Consider the following 14,397-nt stretch of genomic DNA (forward strand, 5'->3'; position numbering starts at 1 on the left):
CCCTTCTACAACTGTTTAAATTCCGCGACATGGCACTCGGCAAGCAAATCCACTACTACCGCACGAAGCTGGGCTGGACGCTCCAAGACCTGGGTTCGCGCGTCGGCCTCGGGGCGGGCACTATCAGCGCCCTGGAGCTTCGAGACAGCAAGACGTCTAAGAAGACGCTCGAGATGGCGTCCGCTTTTGGACTCACGGTAGAACAACTGCTGGACGAAGGCCGCGACTGGCTGGATGAGAAAGGGCGCCCGCGCGTCGACCAAGCGCCAGTAAAGCCTGTGGGAGAGGTAAAGAAAGCGGACGCTTGGCCCCTCCCTGCAGTAAGCGAAGATGTGCTGCGCAGCTTGAAAAAGGAAGACCGAGCAAGAGCCGAGGGGGCGCTGCTGGCCGTCCTCTCGCAGCTCGGCGTGACGGCCAGCAGCGCCGGCCCTTCGCAGATTGACGATGGGCCTGCGTCGAATGACGCCGAGTATGCTTACATCAACCGCATCGACGCCAAGCTGTCCGCTGGCCGCGGCACGATCATCTACGACGCCGAGCAGCGCGGGCGGCTGTCGTTCCGCCGCGACTGGCTGCGCTCCCAGGGTGTCAACAACCCGGACAGGGCGGTGCTGGCAGAGGTCGACGGCGACTCGATGGCCGGCCACATCCCGCACGGCGCCACGATACTGATTGACCTATCCCAGACGGAGACGGTCAACGGCAAGGTCTACGCGATCTTCCACGACAAAGAGTTCTACGTGAAGCGTCTCTGGTCGAAGGCTGGCATTACGACTGCGCACTCGGACAACGAGGACAAGGAGACATACCCGCCCTTCCCGCTCGTGAAGGATGGCGACCAGGTGATAGGCCGGGTGTTCTGGTGTGGGTTTGGGTTGTAGATAGATCCTCTGTTTGCCTGCTAAAGCGCTCTTTGCAAGCATGTGCTTGCTTCAGGACTGCAAGCAAGCAATAATGGCACCTCCTCACTTTGGAGTTGCGAGATGGTCACGTCCAAAAAAAGCGATGGCAGGGCAGCAGGAGGTGCGGCGAGGGCTCAGAAGCTCACGCCTGAGCGACGCAGCGAAATCGCCAAAAATGCGGCTGCCGCCAGGAAGCTAATCGCGGCCACACCGATGGCCGATTACGTTGGGAACTTGACGCTCGGCAGCATTGACATCCCTTGTGCGGTCCTACCTGATGGGACGCGACTCATCTCACAGGGCGGTGTTACAGGGGCATTCGGGCCTGTCACTGGCGGCTGGCAACTCAGGCGCAAAATGGAGAATGAGGACTCTGGTGGTTTGCCGCCTTTTTTGGTCGCTGCTTCGCTAAATCCCTTTATTTCCGAGGAGTTGCGCACCATGGTGACTACTCCGAAAATGTACAGAGATCCCCGAGGGGGGCCGCTTCGGATCGGCTTCGAAGCGTCATCCTTGCCAATGATCTGCGACGTGTGGCTGAAGGCTCGCGAGGCCGGCGCCCTGTCTAAGCCACAGTTGGCTGTCGCGGCCAGGGCTGAGATTCTTATGCGCGGACTCGCTCATGTGGGCATCATCGCGCTGGTTGATGAGGCGACAGGCTTCCAGCGAGACCGCGAGCGTGACGCTCTTGCAAAGATACTCGAGTCCTTCGTCGCCAAAGAGCTTCAGCCCTACGTGAAGACCTTCCCTCCTGAGTACTACGAGGAACTCTTCCGACTCCGGCGGCTGGATTACCCCGCGAGCAACCCAAGGTTCAGGCCGCAGTACTTTGGCATGTTGACCAACGACATCGTCTATGAGCGACTCGCGCCTGGCCTACTTGAGGAGTTGAAGCGGCAAGCTTCCAAGGACGAGAAAAAAGCGCACCTTCATCGCAGACTCACGCAGGAGATAGGGCACCCGAAGCTGCGTGAGCACTTGGCATCTGTTGTCACCGCGATGAAGCTGTCGGATGACTATCCCGACTTCATCTCGAAGCTGAATCGCCTTCACCCTAGGTTTGGGGACACTCAGTCTCTCGGACTCGAAGAAGAGGACAGATGACAAACAGCCCGCTTCGGCGGGCTTTCTGCTTTTTGGGCACCACCCCACATACAGCACTGGCGCGGCCCTCAGCGCATTGGAGCCCTGTTTGGGCACCACCGCCGCACGCCGCTTTCACGCGTCAGGCACGCGTGCGAGGCCCGGCCGAGCACGCGACGTCGTGCGCACGACCGGCTTCGGAGACAGCGGGTCGCCGTGCAGGTGCCGCGCGCCCTCTGGCGTCGCGCGCCAGCCCGGAGGGATGGACTCGGTCCGGACTACGCCCTTCAGAATCAGCTTGCGACGGAGTTCTCGCTCCTGCGGGCCTCCCATCTCCGGAAGTTCGACGCCAACATTCAGCGAGTCAGGCGAGCCCTTGAGCCGGCTGGTGGCTTGACGCCTGAGCATGCGGCCACGCATCGCTGAAGGGTTCCAATACGGTCCGATTGCGTCGTTGCGGGCGGCCTCCAAGTAGGCCAGCACTTCAACGGCGTCCGGGAACTCTCCGAGCTCTGCGCGTGCCGCACGGCTCCACGTACGCCAGCGCGTCAGCTCGTCGAGTTCAGCGCCGCACAGCAGGCGGGCGAGCCATCTCCGCATTTCGATCTCCTTTGCGGCCGCGCCGCATTTTCCTTACTGGGGTGTTAGGACACTCCTGTCACCCAAAGGCCTCCCCCTACCCCAACAAGAGGTAGAGAAGAGGTGTCACCCCGCCCTTGAGCGGTCATCGATGCTGCGCGTCTGCGCAGTCCCGGGCGTCGATGTTCGGCCAGCCCCACGGATCGTTACGGATTTGCACCGGGTGCCCTCTCGGGCCCTCGCCGTGTAGCGGTTCTCTTCCAGGCAGCCCCGCGTGGGCTCACTTCTGTCGCGTGGAGTGCGATGGCTTCGGTCGATGCCATGGCCGAATTCTACACTTGTTTTCTACAGTTGTTGACAACGATAAATCTACAGTTGTAGAATTCAATCACACGATCAGCAACGCACGGAACGCCTAGGCGGAAGCCAGCAAGTACAGCGGGGTGGGTCGGAAGGACAGCAGGACCGCTCTTCAACAACCAGTCAAGCCATAGAACACACCGATGACGGCGCAAGCCGTGGCTAGGTGCAGGTGGCAATCCCCCACGCCTGATGAATAGACCGGGGGCTATCGAAGCGCGGCCTGGCCTCAAGTGGGGGCTATAGAACCGAGCGGAGATTGAAGATTTGGCCGACTACGCGGAGCCGCCTTGTGCGGGAGTGGCCGCGGGTCGGCCAGGCAACCAAAGCGCCTTTCAACAAGGGCGTTTCGGTTTCCTGGGGAGCATCGGCGCCACCCTGCCGCCAGCGAATGTGGGGCAACGAACCAAGGAGACAGCCATGGGCGGCGACGCCACGTAGCAGACACCAAACGTGGGCAACCCTGAGCACACGGGCGCAGAAAGCCGGGCGATATCGGCATGGGCACACAGTTGGCCGACGGTTGGGGAGCACCCACCCCTGATAACCGGAAGACGCCGCCAAGCGAAAAGAGGCAGGACGCGAGCCTGGGGTAGACAGCCCACGCGCACAGGCCCATGGGGGACATGGTGACAGCCCCATCCTGCGCCAGGCATGCGAGAGCGGCCGGCGCAGGGGCATCTGAATCCCCGTTCAATCGTGAGCGCAGGGATTTTCATGCGGAGGGCCTGATGGCCGAGAAAGTGGAAGAGCGCGTCACCAAGATCATCGCCGAGCAGCTTGGCGTGGACGAAGGCTACCTGACCCCGGACAAGACGTTCGGGGGCGATCTGGACGCCGACTCGCTTGAGTTGATCGAGGCGGTGATGGGCTTGGAGCTCGAGTTCGGAATCGATATACCTGACGACGAGATCGCCAAGCTCGAAACGGTCGCCCAGGCAATCGAACTGGTGCGCAGGCTGACTGCCTGACGCCCCGCCCTTCTCACGAGGGGCATGACGTGTGGCGGTTCAGCGCCGATAAAGCAAGCCGAGTGGCCCGCCGATATTAGGGCCTACCTGCAGGGCTCGGGACTGCTCGGGGAGCCGCCACACCTCATTCGTAGATAGCCGCAGCGGGCGTTCCGCTGGATCAACTGGAGAGAGATATGAGCGACCGCGCTGAGGCAGTTGCCAAGGAGCCATTCCTGGTGATCGAGATGCCTGATGGCAGCACCTGGGGCATCCCCGTGGAGGTAATCGCTCGCCATCGCGCGTCCCACTATGCCCACGAGTTCGACGGCGACGTCGAGAAGAGCCTGGCCGAAGACACCGGCCCGCTCTTCGCGTCGGACGAATACGAGGTTCACGACTGGGCGGCAAACAACATGAACTGGTCAGACGTCGCCGCCGACCACGCCGTTCGGATCGATGGGGCCAAGCCCGTGGACTACCAAGAAGGCTGGACGAACGGGGAATACGAGGTGTGCAGCCTTCCGTCCGTCTTGAAAGACTGGCGCTGCTGACCCCGTAGCCCACCACCAACAAGGAGCAGATATGTGCACCGAGGTCGAAGTGCTGCGCGGCGCTGAGTCCGTCATGTGCAGCAGCATCGAGCAACTAGCCGGCGCGCTCGGGATCGACGCTGCGCTGATTGATGACGACGGCACGTATGCCAAGTACGGCGATCACTGCCTCTGCCCGGTTGATTTCAAGAAGGCCGCGCGGCTGTCTGGCATGCACCTTCGCCCCGCCACCGACGACGAAGGATTCCCGTTCCCCGAGTTCATCTTCTCGGTGGAGCCATGACGCGCTAAGGCGCAGAGGATGAATGATGGATAGAGCCGGAATCATCGACTCTCGACTTTTGCCACTGACCAACAAAGGATTCATCAGCCTGCCTAGAGGGTTCGACCTGACGGGAGTGCGATTTGGGCGGCTCGTTGCCCTTTCTCGCGCGGGCAATCGCGGCATAAGGCCCTACTGGCTTTGCCGCTGTGACTGCGGCTCCATGGTCGAAGTGCCGAAGTCGAACCTCAGCAAGAAGGTGACGGTCAGCTGCGGCTGCTTCAACCAGCAGAACCGCGCCGCCAAAGCAACGAAGCATGGCCGGTGCTGGTCGAGAACCTACTACAGCTGGTCATCCATGCACGCCAGGTGCAGCAACCCGACGGCTCCATCGTATCGACACTATGGAGGAAGGGGCATCGCTGTTTGCGAGCGATGGGCGAATTTCGAACAGTTTTTCGATGACATGGGCGAACGTCCCGCGGGAACCTCAATCGACCGGATCGATGTCAACGGCAACTACGAACCTTCCAATTGTCGGTGGGCGACAGCCTCCGAGCAAAGACGAAACCAGAGAACCAAAGATCAATTACGGCGCGACGCTAGGGAGTGGGAAGATGCTCAACGACAAAGATCCTGAACGCGCCGTCATCGAGAAGCTGGGGACGAGCGCTGCGGTACCGGTGAGCCCGATGGCAAAGATGGCCCAGGTGCTGCGCGAGAAAGCCAAACGCGAGCGTGAAGACTACGAACGACGTGTGCAGTCGGGCGAGTGGGGCCCTGCGCCTGACGCGGGCACCGAGGCAGACCACTCGCCCACTCATGTCGCCACTGTCGAGGGTGATGAGTCGCAACGCGTGTTGCATTGGAACAAGGATGTCCGGGGTTTTGACTATGAGCCGGGCACCAAACTCTACGATGCTACCGCCCTCGCCCAGGCCCGCCAGCAGGGGCGCAATGAGGGGTATGAGGCTGCGCGGGCGGAGTTCATTCCTCCGGGCTGCTCCGTGCGCGACCGGGGCTTTGAGGTGGATGGAGGAAGTCACTCGCCGACGTTGCTGCTGGAGTTCAACACAGACGACTGGAGCGCCAGGGATGCACTATCCGCTCTGTACGGCTACCGCCAACCCACCCAGAAGGACTGACATGACGACCAAGTACGACGACCTGGCGCGGCTGGCTGAGGCTGCGACCCAAGGCCTGTGGGCACAGCAGCGCGACACCGTGAAGCTGGGGCGCCGGAACATCGCTACTGTGCATGCTGGCGTATCACTAGGCATCGGCGAGTCATACCGCCAGGCGTGCGCCAACGCGGCCTACATCGCCGCCGCCAACCCCGCCAATATCAAAGCCCTGCTCGCGGATCGGGATGCGCTGGCCGAGGCGCTGGCCCGGCTTCTCAAGAGCTTCCCTACCGACGGCGACATGAAGGAGGCTGGGTACGACGACCTCGCGATTGATGAGGCGTGTGCCGCATGCGAGGCCGGTCATGCCGCCCTTGCCCGTGTGAAGGAGCCGACATGAGCCAACAGCCCACCAGACAGGAGATGGCCAACCGCCTCATCCTGGCGCGCGGTCTGATGTACTCCCGGCCACACTCTCGCGTTGATCTGGCCGTCGCTCTTGGCCTGCACCCCAAGCAGGCAGACGTGCTGTTTGCCACGCTGCGTTCGGATGGCAGCGTTGCCAGGGTCGGCGAGCGCCGCAACCCGGACGGCTCACCGTCGCCGCTGTGGGGCAAGCCGGAGGCGACGCGCGACCCATTCGCAGCCCTCTTCGCCGGCTGGTTCCCGGCATGACCAATACTCACCCGCCGCGACGGGCCGGCCGCTGGCGCCGGCTGGGGTATCTCCCCGCACCTGGGCGGGATCGCGGATCCAGGCCGGACACCGATATTGATCGGCCTCCCCTCTGCCAGATGAGGGGCGCCAAGACCAGCGCTTGCAGTCAGGTGTTAGCGACCTGACAACCAACCCCATCCAACACGTCCGGGTCAAACCGTGCTTTATCGGATGCAGGCGCTGGCCTTGGTGGCGAGCAGTACGCGCAGGCGATGCGCAGGTAGCTGATCCGTTTGCCAGTTCGAGACTGGCCTGCCGGTGGTAGCGGCCAACGCTCTACCAATGCCAGATTCGCACCTGGCCGCCATCAACCCGGGGCAACGCTCACCGCCGCGCCCCGGCCTCTTTTGCCCAGCGCCAGGGCTCAGTGTGTTCACGGTGCCGGCACCGTTGGCGCGGCCGGACTCATTCCAAATCCCCCGAATTCGGGGAATTACCCCAAACCCTGACCAGCACCAGCCACGGGATACACCGCTGCCCCCGGAGGCAGCGTGACGCCTGGACGCTTTGCTGCGATGGCGCCCACCCGAGCGCATCGGGCCCCTATTCCATATCGGAGACCAGCCATGCTGACGTGCCTGGATGACCGCGCGCGCCCCTACCTCGCGCCCGCAGCTTACGCCCCGCCGGAGATCCCGGAGCCGCAGCCGATGAGCCCTATCGCTGCCGGCACTGCCGCGGCCTGGGCGATTCACAGAGGCAGCGAGCCGGTGCGCGAAGCCATGCGCACGTGGCTCACCTGCGAAGCCCCGCTCGAGATCATCGATGCGCTGCTCGCTGGAGTGCTGGATCCCCTCTTCTATCGCAAATCGTTCGCCATGGCTCAGGAAGCCGTGCGCGAGCAAGCCGTCAAGGTTCTGGAGGAGCTATGACCACCGACGACAAATCCATCCGCTACGCCCTCATGTCGCAGCACGCCCGCGAGCGGGAAGACGAGCGCGAGGAGCGCCGCGACACTCGGCGCACCTGGGCCGAGGCAGGCGCTGCCATCGCTCTCGGGCTGATCGGCTTCACCGTCTGGGCTATCAGCGCCGGGGTGATGTATGTCCGCTGACCTGTACGCCGTGATCGGCTACGTCGTCGCCATGGTCGCTATTGCCCAGGTGGGCGACGCATGCAACCGCTGGCTGCGACGACGGGAGGGGTGGTGAAACCCGAATACCACTACCTGCCCGGCCTACCCGATCCCTTCCTTCGCGCCCAGCGTGGCGCTGCAGTTGCACTCGTAAAACACTCAGGAGCACTCGATGAGCATAGCCACCCTCGTGCTTGGTTCCAGCGGGACCGGCAAGAGCACCAGCCTGCGGAACCTCGACCCTTCGAAAACAGTTCTGATTCAGTGCATCAAGAAGCCCCTGCCGTTTCGGTCTAAGGGCTGGAAGGTCCGGGCCTCGATGAAGGATGAGGGCAACGTCTTCCAGACGGACGACGCCGCGCTGATCGAGAAGATCATGAAGGGATCGCCGCATGAGGTCGTGGTGATCGATGACTTCCAGGCGATGCTGGTCAATCAGCTGATGGCCCGCGCCAGCGAGAAGGGTTACGACCGCTTCACTGATATCGGCAAGAGCGCGTGGAACCTCTTCAACTGCGCAGGCGCGCTGGCGCCAGGCCGTCGCGTCTACATCCTGTCCCACACCCAGACAGATGATGTGGGAAACATCCGAATGAAGACGGTCGGCAAGCTCGTCGACCAGACCCTCGTGCCGGAAGGCTACTTCACCGTTGTTCTTCGCACCGAGGTGGTCAACGGCCAGTACGTGTTCCGGACCCAGACGAACGGGATGGACTGCTGCAAGAGCCCAGTCGATATGTTCGAGGATGAGCACATCCCGAATGACCTAGCCGAGGTTGACGCTCAGATCGTCGACTTCTATGGGGTGAACAGTGAAGCGGCTTGATCTCACAGGGCAGAGGTTCTCCGGCCTCGTTGTGGTTCGTCAAGCCAGCCCGTCAGGCAGTCAAAGCAGGTGGCTCTGCCGCTGCGACTGCGGCAACGAGTCCACCGTCCAGGTCGGCAACCTACGGTCTGGGCGAACAACGAGCTGCGGGTGCAAACGCGCCACCACGACCAGAGCATGCAAGACGCGCCACGGCATGTTCGGCACCCCAACCTACAAGTCGTGGTCGTCAATGCTGACCCGGTGCGAAAACCCTGCAAATCGCAAGTTCCCGGACTACGGGGGTCGCGGGATAAGGGTGTGCAAGGAATGGCACGACTTCACCAGATTCTTCGCTGACATGGGGGAGCGTCCAGAGGGAACGACGCTTGGTCGAATAAACAACGATGGCGGCTATGAGCCCACGAACTGCGAATGGCAGGACGCCACAACTCAGGGGAGAAACAAGAGGAACAACGTCCAGTTTGAGTTTCAGGGAAAGGTGGCAACCCTGATGGAGCACTGCCAAGACCACGGAATGCCTTTCGCCACGGTCAAGTCCCGGATCTATCAGAGATCTTGGCCGATCCATGAGGCGCTTACCAAACCGGTGAGAGCCAAACACCGCAATTCCAGGGCTGCCGGCCCAATTTCCAACTGAAGACCCAGGAGCACTCATGTACAAACTCGACACTCAAGCTGCTAAGCAAGCGGATCGCGTCGGCGGCCGCATCACCGAGAAAGGCAAATACGTCGGCACCTTCACCCGCGCCCAGCATGTCGTCGCCGACACCGGAACGATTGGCATTGACTTCGACTTCGTGACGGACGACGGAACGCGCGCGCGATTCGCCATCTATACCCAGAAGGCCGACGGCACCCAGATCTACGGCTTCAAGCAGCTGATGGCGATGATGACCTGCATGCAAGTGCGAGAGCTGACCAACCCCATCAACCAGCGCGCTCGTGTCTACGATTTCGATGCAGGCCAGGAGGTCGACGTGGTTGTCCCTCAGTTTCCGGATTTGCTCGGAAAGAAGGTCGGCCTGCTGATCCGCATGGAAGAGTACGGGGACAACGGGAAGTGGCGACCCGGCCTGGCCGGCGCATTCCAAGCTGAGACCGAGCTTGTGGCGAGCGAGATCCTTGACCGGAAGACAGTCCCCTCGCAGCTGCCCAAGATGGTGCAAGCGCTGCGGGACAAGCCGAAGCAAGGCGGCGGGCAGAGCGTGGCGGCAGGAAACCGCGCTGCGCAGGAGGCCGGCTACGAGACCGAACAAGACATACCTTTCTGATCAGGAGCCAGCCATGACTATCCCCCTATACGTCCTGGCGGCCGAGCGCCGCCAGCAACTGGACGCCATCGCTGATCTGGACCTTGCGGACGATGTTCTGGCTGACACGCTCGAGAGCATCGAGGGCGATCTGGAAGAGAAGGCGCAGCACATCGTTGCCTACGTGCGAGACCTGGAGGGCGACGCCGAGAAGATCAAGAAGGCGGAGGCCGAGATGGCTGCGCGACGTAAGGCCATCGAATCGCGCGTCGCCCGCATCCGGGCCTATGTGCTGGACACCATGGTGAAGAACGGGATCAAGAAAATCCCCTGCTCCTGGTTCGTCATCAGCGTGGCCAAGTCGCCGCCTGCAGTTGAGATCTTTGATGCGGACAAGCTGCCGCGCGATTACTTCGCCGAGCCGCCGCCTCCCGTGCCGAGCAAGACGCTCATCAAGAAAGCCATCGAAGACGGCTTTGAAGTGCCCGGCGCCCGGCTCACTCAGGGCGTGCGGCTCGCCATCAAGTAACCCTCCGAGGACACCCCAATGCAACACCAACCCGCCGCCGCGGAGGACGCCGCGCGCGCGTCGATCCTGCCTGGCTCCGTCGTTCAGCTATCGCCGACAACCGGCAACCCCGCATTCGCCGCCTGCTTCATGGTCATCACCGATGTGATGCCGTGGGGTGCGATGGGATACGTGCGGGTGCCTGGCGGTGGCGACGCCTACTACCGCGCGAAGCATGAAGACATGACCCTGATTGGTCGTGCCGAATGGATGCGCGAGGACGAGACATGACCGACCAGAACGACCGTGAACTGCTGGAACTGGCCGCCAAAGCCATCGGCCTCGACGCCGCTTACGACGAGAAATGGGGAGGCATGCTGATCCCCGTAACGGTTCATGCGCCGGATGACGGCTATGAGTTCTGGAACCCCCTGGAGATTAGCGGGGATGCTTTTGATCTGGCGGCTCGACTTCGGCTGGGCATTGACCACAACCATGCGGCAGACCAGCAGCGCTGGGTATCAGCGGATCGAAACGGCTGCGAGGGGTGCTATTCGCCGGTTTCGTGCGTCGAAGACGAATTCGATGAGTGCGATCGATTGTCAGCCGCCCGTCGGGCCGTGGTTCGCGCTGCGGCCGAGATCGCCAAGGGGTTTCCATGACCGACCACTACGACACCCTGCACCACGACGAGCTGGTCGCCCTCCTGCGGCAGAGGGATGCAGAGCTGGCGGCGATTGGCGCTGGGGGCGTGGCGCCGTTGCGGGGCGGTGCTCGAGTGCGCAACGCGCTGGACATCGGGCGCTGCTATGCCTCCGCCGTCCTGGGGCAAATGCGCCAGCCGGCCGGACGGGCAGGAGGTTCGCGAGATCGAACAGGACTTGTCGGCTATCGAGGCCGCGCTGGAGGCAGCATGACCACCCCTCACGCCCTGATGCTCTCTGCCGCCGCGGCCCTCGACCGCAACGCCGCTCGCCAGCGCCGCGCGCAGACCACCTCGGCCGACCGTGATGCGTGGGTGAGCCCAGCCGCACGAGCGGAATACCAACACGACGTCGCAATCGCGCGTGGCCTGCGGGCCGCTGCGCAGCAGATGAGCGGCAATGACACACGGAGTTCCGCATGACCCACATCACCACCCTACGCGACCTGCGCGCCTGCATCCAGGCAGACACGGCGCAGAGCCCGGCGAGCGAGCAACTGGAGGCTCTGGATGCGGCTATTGCGGCGCTGACAGGTGCTGCGGATGCGCAACCGGCCGGACACGTCGGGCGCGATGCGTCTATGGCGCACATGAATGTCAACCTGCCTGAAGGCTCGCCGGTCTACGCCGCCCCTCAACCTGCCGCCGTGCTGCGCGACATTCCCGACGCTGAGCGACATGCACTGATCGGCGGCTACTTCGCTGACCAGTGGGCGAAGGACGCTGCGGACGGGTTGCTGCACCACTATGCCCGTGCACTGGCCGCCCAGCCCAGCGGGCAGGCGCAGACCGAACCTCTCGCGCGCTACTGCCCCGGCTGCGGATCGGTCGGCCCCGTGGAGGCGAAGTACCGCGACTGCTGCCCTGACGGCAACGAGGCCCGCATGATCCCGAAGACCCTGGCCGAGAAGTGCCGCGACACGTTCAAGATCGCGATCCGCAACATGCTTGCCGATGCGGCCGCCAATGATGGCGGGCAGGCGCAGCCCACCCTGTTGACCGCCGACCACACCGGCATGATGGTCGACCACAGCGGGGTCATCCGGCAGGCGAAGGAATCGCTGGAGTATGGCATGCGCAATCCTAGCGTGGCCACGATGCTCGAAGGCATGGGCAAGCACCTGGAAGAGCTCGGCCGACGCTGGTACGCGGGCGACGTGTCCGTGGTCGATGAGTTCCTACAGCTTTACTGCGTCGCGGATGATGAGCGCGCCGCCCTGAAGGCTGCCCGTCAGGGCGAAGGGAGTGCCAATGGCTGAAGGAGCGACGACGTGGTACCTGGCCAGCGCCTACCACCCGCGCAAGATCGAGCCGGTCAGCGTTGAGCGGCAGACTGGCTGCTCTGTGTGGATCGGGGGCGATCGGCGATCCAGGATGGGTAGCACAGAGGCAATCTTCCCAACCTGGGATGAGGCGCATCAGTGGCTGCTCAAATGGCACCAAGACAAGGTTGACAGGGCGCGCCACCAGCTTGAGCGCGCGAAGAGTTTGCACGGCAACGTGAAGGGGATGAAGCGCCCGCCTGGATCGCCCGATGCCTGACCACCCGCACAGCACCGAAACCGCCCGGCCTCGTGCGGGGATTGTTGGCGACGTCAAATCAATAGCAAAGGTGTCCGCATGAATCGCAAGCCAGACCCAACGCCACAAAGGATACGCGAGCTTCTGACCTATGATCAAAACAGCGGCGCGTTCCACTGGAAAGCCAGGGCGGGGGTGCACCGGACTGGAAGAATTGCCGGGTCGTTATGCAGAAAAGATGGGTACGTCATCATCTCTATTGATCGCACCAAGCGGCCAGCCCATCGCCTAGCATGGGCCTACGTATACGGAGAGTGGCCCAAGCGTCTCATCGATCACATAAATGGTGTGAGGACTGACAACCGCATTGCCAACCTCCGCGATGTGGACCAGTCGACCAACCTGCAAAACCGAAAGCGACCTACAGAAAACTCCTACTCCGGGGTGCTCGGTGCCCACTACAGCAAATCAAAGCGGCGCTACTACGCATCCATTCTAGTCAGAGGGAAGGTTCATAGGCTCGGGTCATTTCTCACAGCAGCCGAAGCTGGCCTTGCCTACCAAAACGCCAAGCGAAGGCTGCACGAAGGGTATGTTGAATGAACGACATTTCTTTGCCCGCCCTCGCCCGCCTGCTGGCGGTGACGCGGCGGGAATGGGGGATAGAGTGGAAAAACTGAGCCCACAGCAAGCCGCGACCGTCTTGGGCGTGTCGCCCCGCAAGGTCTATGCTCTGGCCGCCCCGGATGGTCCGATCCCCTGCTATCGAATCGGCCGCCGGATTTCTTTCGATCTGACCGACCTCACCGAGTACCTGAGCACATGCCGATTTACCGAGAAAAAACGCGCGGTCGTTTCATCTTTGAATTCGACCGTCAGATTGGGGGCCAGCGAGTCCGGGCTCGAAAGCTACTTCCAAAAACGTGGACTCAAGCCCAGGCTGACACCTTCGACCGCCAGGAATCCGCCCGGCTCTATGCGATCGGGACAAGTGTCCAACGTCCGGAACATCTCATCGAGGATGCCGTAGCGGTGTACCTGAAGGAGCGCGCGCCCCGATTGAAGTCGGGCGACAACATCGCACGCGAGCTCGCCCAGATGTACTGGGCGTACAAGGGCCGACCGCTGTCCGCCCTGACCGAAGCGTGCCGGTTCTACTCAGCCAAAGCCGTTAAGGACGACGGCGCGCCTCTGTCGCCGGCCACGCTGCGCAACCGGATCCGCTACCTCACAAGCGCGTGCCGGTACGCGTGGCGGCACCACTCGATGTGCGAGCACGACCCAGCTGCAGGGGTGCCGGTGCCGCATGTGTCCAACGAGCGCCAGCACTACGTCTCACGGCAGGAAATGCTGATGCTGGTTCGCCACTGCACCAACCTCAAGGCGCGCAAGGCGATCCGCGTTGCGTTCTACTCTGGGATGCGGCTGTCGGAGATCCTGCGGGCGGTGCCGCGGGCCAACGGATTTCACCTGCAGGACACCAAGAACGGCGCACCACGCATCGTGCCGATCCACCCGAGGATCGCTTTCTGCGCGCGCAGGATGCCGACAGGGCCCAACATCACCATTCAGCGAGCGTTCGAGCGCGCTCGCACTCGAGCCGGCCTGCCCCATGTCCACTTTCACGATCTGCGCCATAGCGCGGCCAGCGAACTGATCAACGCAGGCGTGGATCTGTACACAGTCGGCCGCGTGTTGGGCCACAAAGACCCGAGATCGACGCAGCGATACTCCCACCTCGCGGTGGACACACTAGCGGCGGCGATTGGGAAGATTGGAGGGAAAGCGGCGTGATGGGGAGCGCTTCGTCAATATTTCCCCCACCACCAATAGAAAAAGGCCCCTCGCGGAGCCCTTTCATTTACTGCTAAGTGCTTGATACTTCTGGCGGAAGGGGTGGGATTCGAACCCACGATACGCCTAAACGTATACCGGATTTCGAGTCCGGCGCATTCGACCTCTCTGCCACCCTTCCGGTGA

At 62.6% G+C, this 14,397-nt stretch carries 20 protein-coding genes, 1 tRNA gene and 1 pseudogene; 20 read left to right on the plus strand and 2 right to left on the minus strand.

Features of this window, described 5'->3' with window-relative positions:
* The first annotated feature begins 29 nt into the window (after positions 1 to 29).
* Both IMZ29_RS00960 and IMZ29_RS00965 read left to right on the plus strand, forming a co-directional pair.
* Positions 30 to 881: an XRE family transcriptional regulator gene (locus IMZ29_RS00960; RefSeq protein ID WP_216179321.1), complete on the plus strand. Its 852-nt coding sequence runs from the start codon at positions 30 to 32 to the stop codon at positions 879 to 881.
* A gap of 102 nt (positions 882 to 983) precedes the next feature.
* The gene (locus tag IMZ29_RS00965) at positions 984 to 2,006 is read left to right on the plus strand and encodes a P63C domain-containing protein (protein WP_216179323.1); all 1,023 of its coding nucleotides are present in this window, start codon (positions 984 to 986) and stop codon (positions 2,004 to 2,006) included.
* 114 nt (positions 2,007 to 2,120) lie between these two features.
* Here IMZ29_RS00965 and IMZ29_RS00970 read toward each other — a convergent pair whose 3' ends face one another.
* Positions 2,121 to 2,585, minus strand: coding sequence for a hypothetical protein (locus tag IMZ29_RS00970; protein ID WP_216179325.1), 465 nt, complete (start codon positions 2,583 to 2,585; stop codon positions 2,121 to 2,123).
* Positions 2,586 to 3,655: 1,070 nt separating this feature from the next.
* Here IMZ29_RS00970 and acpP point away from each other — a divergent pair.
* The 18 genes and pseudogenes from acpP (at position 3,656) to IMZ29_RS01055 (ending at position 14,211) form a co-directional block, all read left to right on the plus strand.
* Entirely contained in the window at positions 3,656 to 3,895 is a 240-nt protein-coding gene (acpP, locus tag IMZ29_RS00975) for an acyl carrier protein (RefSeq protein WP_216179327.1), read from the plus strand.
* 176 nt (positions 3,896 to 4,071) lie between these two features.
* Complete coding sequence (locus IMZ29_RS00980) at positions 4,072 to 4,428, plus strand: hypothetical protein (RefSeq protein WP_216179329.1); 357 nt, start codon at positions 4,072 to 4,074, stop codon at positions 4,426 to 4,428.
* 31 nt (positions 4,429 to 4,459) lie between these two features.
* Entirely contained in the window at positions 4,460 to 4,711 is a 252-nt protein-coding gene (locus IMZ29_RS00985) for a hypothetical protein (RefSeq protein ID WP_216179331.1), read from the plus strand.
* Between the two features lie 596 nt (positions 4,712 to 5,307).
* Positions 5,308 to 5,835 carry a hypothetical protein gene (locus tag IMZ29_RS00990; protein ID WP_216179333.1) on the plus strand — a complete coding sequence of 176 codons (528 nt, stop codon included), beginning with the start codon at positions 5,308 to 5,310 and terminating at the stop codon, positions 5,833 to 5,835.
* 1 nt (position 5,836) lies between these two features.
* Entirely contained in the window at positions 5,837 to 6,214 is a 378-nt protein-coding gene (locus tag IMZ29_RS00995; RefSeq protein ID WP_216179334.1) for a hypothetical protein, read from the plus strand.
* Positions 6,211 to 6,489 (plus strand): hypothetical protein, encoded by a 279-nt coding sequence (locus IMZ29_RS01000; protein ID WP_216179336.1) that lies wholly within the window; start codon positions 6,211 to 6,213, stop codon positions 6,487 to 6,489. The genes IMZ29_RS00995 and IMZ29_RS01000 overlap by 4 nt, the downstream gene beginning before the upstream one ends.
* A 608-nt stretch (positions 6,490 to 7,097) precedes the next feature.
* Positions 7,098 to 7,403 (plus strand): hypothetical protein, encoded by a 306-nt coding sequence (locus tag IMZ29_RS01005; RefSeq protein ID WP_216179338.1) that lies wholly within the window; start codon positions 7,098 to 7,100, stop codon positions 7,401 to 7,403.
* A complete protein-coding gene (locus tag IMZ29_RS01010) occupies positions 7,400 to 7,585 on the plus strand; it encodes a hypothetical protein (RefSeq protein ID WP_216179340.1) in 186 nt (61 codons plus the stop codon). Before IMZ29_RS01005 ends, IMZ29_RS01010 begins: the two co-directional genes overlap by 4 nt.
* A gap of 193 nt (positions 7,586 to 7,778) precedes the next feature.
* A complete protein-coding gene (locus tag IMZ29_RS01015) occupies positions 7,779 to 8,432 on the plus strand; it encodes an ATP-binding protein (protein WP_216179342.1) in 654 nt (217 codons plus the stop codon).
* A gap of 656 nt (positions 8,433 to 9,088) precedes the next feature.
* Positions 9,089 to 9,706 (plus strand): hypothetical protein, encoded by a 618-nt coding sequence (locus IMZ29_RS01020; RefSeq protein WP_216179344.1) that lies wholly within the window; start codon positions 9,089 to 9,091, stop codon positions 9,704 to 9,706.
* Positions 9,707 to 9,719: 13 nt separating this feature from the next.
* A complete protein-coding gene (locus IMZ29_RS01025; RefSeq protein ID WP_216179346.1) occupies positions 9,720 to 10,214 on the plus strand; it encodes a siphovirus Gp157 family protein in 495 nt (164 codons plus the stop codon).
* Positions 10,215 to 10,232: 18 nt separating this feature from the next.
* Positions 10,233 to 10,484 (plus strand): hypothetical protein, encoded by a 252-nt coding sequence (locus tag IMZ29_RS01030; RefSeq protein ID WP_216179354.1) that lies wholly within the window; start codon positions 10,233 to 10,235, stop codon positions 10,482 to 10,484.
* Entirely contained in the window at positions 10,481 to 10,855 is a 375-nt protein-coding gene (locus IMZ29_RS01035) for a hypothetical protein (RefSeq protein ID WP_216179356.1), read from the plus strand. Before IMZ29_RS01030 ends, IMZ29_RS01035 begins: the two co-directional genes overlap by 4 nt.
* A 251-nt stretch (positions 10,856 to 11,106) precedes the next feature.
* A complete protein-coding gene (locus IMZ29_RS01040; protein WP_216179358.1) occupies positions 11,107 to 11,319 on the plus strand; it encodes a hypothetical protein in 213 nt (70 codons plus the stop codon).
* Positions 11,316 to 12,155, plus strand: coding sequence for a hypothetical protein (locus IMZ29_RS01045; RefSeq protein ID WP_216179360.1), 840 nt, complete (start codon positions 11,316 to 11,318; stop codon positions 12,153 to 12,155). The genes IMZ29_RS01040 and IMZ29_RS01045 overlap by 4 nt, the downstream gene beginning before the upstream one ends.
* A gap of 361 nt (positions 12,156 to 12,516) precedes the next feature.
* Positions 12,517 to 13,020 carry an HNH endonuclease gene (locus IMZ29_RS01050; protein WP_216179362.1) on the plus strand — a complete coding sequence of 168 codons (504 nt, stop codon included), beginning with the start codon at positions 12,517 to 12,519 and terminating at the stop codon, positions 13,018 to 13,020.
* A gap of 52 nt (positions 13,021 to 13,072) precedes the next feature.
* Positions 13,073 to 13,225: pseudogene (locus IMZ29_RS23130) on the plus strand (helix-turn-helix domain-containing protein); the annotation flags it as partial.
* Positions 13,226 to 13,239: 14 nt separating this feature from the next.
* Positions 13,240 to 14,211, plus strand: a complete 972-nt coding sequence (locus IMZ29_RS01055; protein ID WP_216179364.1) for a tyrosine-type recombinase/integrase — start codon at positions 13,240 to 13,242, stop codon at positions 14,209 to 14,211.
* 91 nt (positions 14,212 to 14,302) lie between these two features.
* Here the strand turns inward: IMZ29_RS01055 and IMZ29_RS01060 are convergent.
* Positions 14,303 to 14,392: transfer RNA gene (locus tag IMZ29_RS01060), tRNA-Ser, on the minus strand.
* Between the last annotated feature and the right edge of the window lie 5 nt (positions 14,393 to 14,397).

This window comes from Verticiella alkaliphila, assembly GCF_018904615.1.
Classification (GTDB): Bacteria; Pseudomonadota; Gammaproteobacteria; order Burkholderiales; family Burkholderiaceae_B; genus Verticiella; species Verticiella alkaliphila.

What these genes read in the sequence shown, in the direction of transcription:
- IMZ29_RS01010 (WP_216179340.1), top strand. Translation starts at nt 7,400, where the DNA reads ATGACCACCGACGACAAATCCATCCGCTACGCCCTCATGTCGCAGCAC.
- IMZ29_RS00960 (WP_216179321.1), top strand. Translation starts at nt 30, where the DNA reads ATGGCACTCGGCAAGCAAATCCACTACTACCGCACGAAGCTGGGCTGG.
- IMZ29_RS00985 (WP_216179331.1), top strand. Translation starts at nt 4,460, where the DNA reads ATGTGCACCGAGGTCGAAGTGCTGCGCGGCGCTGAGTCCGTCATGTGC.
- IMZ29_RS01040 (WP_216179358.1), top strand. Translation starts at nt 11,107, where the DNA reads ATGACCACCCCTCACGCCCTGATGCTCTCTGCCGCCGCGGCCCTCGAC.
- IMZ29_RS00980 (WP_216179329.1), top strand. Translation starts at nt 4,072, where the DNA reads ATGAGCGACCGCGCTGAGGCAGTTGCCAAGGAGCCATTCCTGGTGATC.
- IMZ29_RS01015 (WP_216179342.1), top strand. Translation starts at nt 7,779, where the DNA reads ATGAGCATAGCCACCCTCGTGCTTGGTTCCAGCGGGACCGGCAAGAGC.
- IMZ29_RS01045 (WP_216179360.1), top strand. Translation starts at nt 11,316, where the DNA reads ATGACCCACATCACCACCCTACGCGACCTGCGCGCCTGCATCCAGGCA.
- IMZ29_RS01005 (WP_216179338.1), top strand. Translation starts at nt 7,098, where the DNA reads ATGCTGACGTGCCTGGATGACCGCGCGCGCCCCTACCTCGCGCCCGCA.
- IMZ29_RS00970 (WP_216179325.1), bottom strand. Translation starts at nt 2,585, where the DNA reads ATGCGGAGATGGCTCGCCCGCCTGCTGTGCGGCGCTGAACTCGACGAG.
- IMZ29_RS00995 (WP_216179334.1), top strand. Translation starts at nt 5,837, where the DNA reads ATGACGACCAAGTACGACGACCTGGCGCGGCTGGCTGAGGCTGCGACC.
- IMZ29_RS01000 (WP_216179336.1), top strand. Translation starts at nt 6,211, where the DNA reads ATGAGCCAACAGCCCACCAGACAGGAGATGGCCAACCGCCTCATCCTG.
- IMZ29_RS01025 (WP_216179346.1), top strand. Translation starts at nt 9,720, where the DNA reads ATGACTATCCCCCTATACGTCCTGGCGGCCGAGCGCCGCCAGCAACTG.
- IMZ29_RS01020 (WP_216179344.1), top strand. Translation starts at nt 9,089, where the DNA reads ATGTACAAACTCGACACTCAAGCTGCTAAGCAAGCGGATCGCGTCGGC.
- IMZ29_RS01035 (WP_216179356.1), top strand. Translation starts at nt 10,481, where the DNA reads ATGACCGACCAGAACGACCGTGAACTGCTGGAACTGGCCGCCAAAGCC.
- IMZ29_RS00965 (WP_216179323.1), top strand. Translation starts at nt 984, where the DNA reads ATGGTCACGTCCAAAAAAAGCGATGGCAGGGCAGCAGGAGGTGCGGCG.
- IMZ29_RS01030 (WP_216179354.1), top strand. Translation starts at nt 10,233, where the DNA reads ATGCAACACCAACCCGCCGCCGCGGAGGACGCCGCGCGCGCGTCGATC.
- acpP (WP_216179327.1), top strand. Translation starts at nt 3,656, where the DNA reads ATGGCCGAGAAAGTGGAAGAGCGCGTCACCAAGATCATCGCCGAGCAG.
- IMZ29_RS00990 (WP_216179333.1), top strand. Translation starts at nt 5,308, where the DNA reads ATGCTCAACGACAAAGATCCTGAACGCGCCGTCATCGAGAAGCTGGGG.
- IMZ29_RS01055 (WP_216179364.1), top strand. Translation starts at nt 13,240, where the DNA reads ATGCCGATTTACCGAGAAAAAACGCGCGGTCGTTTCATCTTTGAATTC.
- IMZ29_RS01050 (WP_216179362.1), top strand. Translation starts at nt 12,517, where the DNA reads ATGAATCGCAAGCCAGACCCAACGCCACAAAGGATACGCGAGCTTCTG.